Consider the following 3,283-nt stretch of genomic DNA (forward strand, 5'->3'; position numbering starts at 1 on the left):
AATATCAGAGCGTTATATTAATAACTTATCGGGTGATTTCAGCATCTGTTTTTCGGAACATCTAACTGGACACCCTACTAATTTAGGGCGTTTACAAAATAGAGGTATTGAGTTGGAAATGAATGCAAGAATATTACCGGTATCCAGTTCTATTCAATGGTCATTAGGTTTTAATGCCTCGAAGGTGACCAATAAAATATTGAAGCTGCCAGATAATGGGGTTGAAAATAATCGGATTGGTGGTGAGTACATTTGGGATGCTAAACTGGGTAAAAGATGTCGAAAATGGCGAATGATGCCAATGCCACTCCCAGCAATATTGTCAGTACGGCAAGGGCTTTGTTTGATAAGCGGTGGATAAACAAGGCATAAAGGATGTTGCCTAAATATTCAAAAAACAAGGACCAACATGGACCATTCAAAGGAAACATTTCGCCATTACCACGGACTTCATAACCTGCACCTGGCATTGCGGGAATAAAAAATATAGTGCAAAGAAGGGACAGCATAATCATGGAGAGGGCAATATGTGTTCCGTCCCATTGTACGCATCCTTGAAGACAGAAAGTAATGGCACCCAGGACAGCTCCCATAATGACCATCGGATGGAGACGTATCAGGCGCCGTTTAAAGAAGTTTTTCATTGTGAGGTTCCTGCCCCAACGGTCGTCATAAGCATACCCGATAACGAATCCCGATAGTATAAAGAAGAAATCTACAGCTAAATAGCCGTGGTTGAAGGTTTCGATAATGCTACCACCGGCAAAAGCATAGCCTTCGAATATATGATACCATATAACCATCAAGGCTGCTACGCCACGGAGCCCGTCGAGAAGGTCATAATGTGCTTTGGTGTCTGAAAAGGCAGAAGATGAAATGTGCGACATCTGTTTTTTTTCTGTTGTTTGGTTAATGTTTTCGGATCTCAAAGATACGCCATGCGAAGCGAAGTTCTTTTGCTTAAAAGCAAAAAAGAACGGCAATCTTCTATTTTTTTGCGCGTACCCGGCTGAGAGTATAGATGGAAATACCCAGGAAGGCTGCCACATATTTTAGCTTCACCCGATTTATCAGTCTGGGGTAACGGCGGTTAAATTGTTCATACCGCTCTTTGGGAGGCAGTTGGAGCCTTTCCACAAACATATGACTGAGCTCTTTGTTTACGTTCTGATGCAGTATTCTGCCCCAGTTGGCTATATCAATATATGTTTCGTAGAGAGCATTTAACTTGTCTATGTGGATGACGTAGATTTTGCAGTCCGAAAGAGTTTCAATGCTTTCTACTGACGGCTGCTGATAGTACAGTGAATCCATTCCGAAGGTTACATCACCTTCCTGGCTGAACCAAGTGGTGGTATCTTGTCCGTCGTGATGAAATACGGAACGGGTGACCCCTTCCTCAATGAAATAAACCAAACGGTCTGTCACTCCTGCTTGTACTATATAAGTTCCTTTAGGGTAGTGTCTTACCTGCATATTCATCAGCAATGCCTGAAGAGCTTCTTCGGAAACCGGATAAATCTGCCTGATTTTATGAATGATGTTGTTCATTGGAGGGGAGCTTTTTATTCGTTTACAAACTTACATAATTTTATTAACTAAAACTGAACTTTGATATACAAATGTGTGCGTTGCCTTATAAGCGTTTATGGTATAATGGAATTTTTTTTGTAAAAGAGATGTTTGTTCTTTGAATATTGTATCTTTGTAGAAAACAGTAGCGTATGAATAAAATATTGGTAACATTATTGGCTCTAATCGGAGGTAGCTGCATTTCATTCGCACAGATGGAGACTGGAAGAGTTTCCGATACAGCTGAGGATACATTGAGAATAGAAAATGAAATTGTCGCTGTTGATACCGGATTTTACCAGTCAGTAGTCCGCTATGATACGGTGCGCTATAATTTGAAAATGCAGAGTGTTTACAAAAAGGCTTTTCAACTAAAGAATGATGTTTTTGTGGAAAAGATGAAAGAGCCGTGGTTAGATGATATTCTCAGAAATATCTTATTTAAATAACCATGAATTTGTGCTTTGCGTCATTCGGTTGACTTCCTGGTTTAACTCACTCGGTTAAACCACACTAAATTCAGCATTCTCTAAAAACAAAAATCAGATAGAAATCTTGCGATAACTATCTGATTTTCAGAAGAGCGGAAGACGGGGCTCAAACCCGCGACCCTCAGCTTGGAAGGCTAATGCTCTATCAACTGAGCTACTTCCGCAATTTTTTGTGGGCAAAGATGGATTCGAACCACCGAAGGCGTAAGCCAGCAGATTTACAGTCTGCCCCATTTGGCCACTCTGGTATTTGCCCTTTTGCACTTAAGATTCTATCTCAATTCTCTCATTGAGTAGGTTTGTTTCTCAATTGCGGTGCAAAGATACGACTATTTTTGTAAACTCCAAGCAAAATCTATCATTTTTATTGCAGTAATTGCACATTCGTCTCCTTTATTACCCAGCTTGCCACCGGCGCGGTCTTCTGCTTGCTCCATAGTATTGGTAGTAATTAATCCGTAAATTACTGGTACATCGCCACTTGCGTTTAATTGGGTAATTCCTTGGGTAGCACCCATGCAAACATAGTCAAAATGTGGAGTATCTCCTCTGACTACACAACCAATTGCAATAACTGCATCGACTTCGCTGTATTCGATAAGTTGGTTGGCGCCGAAAGTCAGTTCAAAACTGCCGGGTACTGTTTTTACCAGAATATTTTCATCTTTGGCTCCATGTTTTTTTAAGGTGTCTATGGCACCTTTTAGGAGAGCGCCGGTAATATTATAATTCCACTCAGATACAACGATGCCGAATTTCATTTTTTCCGCGCTGGGTACAGAACTGAAATCGTAGTCTGAAAGATTGTGATAAGCTGTTGCCATAAATAAGGAATTAAGAATTAATAATTGAAAATTAAAGGGAGAGGAGAGATAAAAGAGGCACGGACTACACGGATTCACGGCTATTGTGTCTTTCCGTGTTTTCCGTGTAATCCGTGCCTGAGATATTTTTATAATAAGGTATATTACTTCTTCAATAGTTTGGCTTGTTCGATATACTTATCGATATCCATTGCCTGGTATGAACGGAAGTATTTATCCTTGATAGTGGTATACGCCTGGATTGCATCGTCATACTTACCTTGCTTTACCAGGATTTCTCCAGCTTGCAGCAGGTAGATGGGGCTGAGGGAGTTGTTGTCGGCTTCGTTGGCGGCTTTCAGCAGCATGGAAGCGGCTTTGTCCAGTTGGCCGAGCTGCGCATAGCAGTTACCCATA

General features: G+C 41.0%; 3 protein-coding genes, 2 tRNA genes and 2 pseudogenes. 1 reads left to right on the forward strand and 6 read right to left on the reverse strand.

Going from position 1 to position 3,283, the window contains the following annotated elements; translation table 11 throughout:
• Positions 1–275 precede the first annotated feature (275 nt).
• Together ABUA47_RS10680 and ABUA47_RS10685 are read right to left on the reverse strand one after the other, a co-directional pair.
• Positions 276–887 (reverse strand): annotated as a pseudogene (locus ABUA47_RS10680) (acyltransferase family protein); the annotation flags it as partial.
• 100 nt (positions 888–987) lie between these two features.
• Positions 988–1,551, reverse strand: a complete 564-nt coding sequence (locus ABUA47_RS10685) for a Crp/Fnr family transcriptional regulator (RefSeq protein WP_005823628.1) — start codon at positions 1,549–1,551, stop codon at positions 988–990.
• A 173-nt stretch (positions 1,552–1,724) separates the two neighbouring features.
• Between ABUA47_RS10685 and ABUA47_RS10690 the strand changes: the two genes are divergently transcribed.
• On the forward strand, positions 1,725–2,021 hold the full coding sequence (locus ABUA47_RS10690) for a hypothetical protein (RefSeq protein WP_005823625.1): 297 nt from the start codon (positions 1,725–1,727) through the stop codon (positions 2,019–2,021).
• Positions 2,022–2,154: 133 nt separating this feature from the next.
• Here the strand turns inward: ABUA47_RS10690 and ABUA47_RS10695 are convergent.
• The 4 genes and pseudogenes from ABUA47_RS10695 to ABUA47_RS10710 form a co-directional block, all read right to left on the reverse strand.
• Positions 2,155–2,227, reverse strand: a tRNA-Gly gene (locus tag ABUA47_RS10695).
• 9 nt (positions 2,228–2,236) lie between these two features.
• A tRNA-Tyr gene (locus ABUA47_RS10700) sits at positions 2,237–2,319 on the reverse strand.
• A 73-nt stretch (positions 2,320–2,392) separates the two neighbouring features.
• Entirely contained in the window at positions 2,393–2,887 is a 495-nt protein-coding gene (gene ribH / locus ABUA47_RS10705; RefSeq protein ID WP_005823623.1) for a 6,7-dimethyl-8-ribityllumazine synthase, read from the reverse strand.
• Between the two features lie 143 nt (positions 2,888–3,030).
• Positions 3,031–3,283, reverse strand: a pseudogene (locus tag ABUA47_RS10710) (tetratricopeptide repeat protein); the annotation flags it as partial.

Source organism: Bacteroides sp. RTP31139st1_H2_RTP31139_211217 (assembly GCF_040227615.1).
GTDB classification, from domain to species: domain Bacteria; phylum Bacteroidota; class Bacteroidia; order Bacteroidales; family Bacteroidaceae; genus Bacteroides; species Bacteroides uniformis.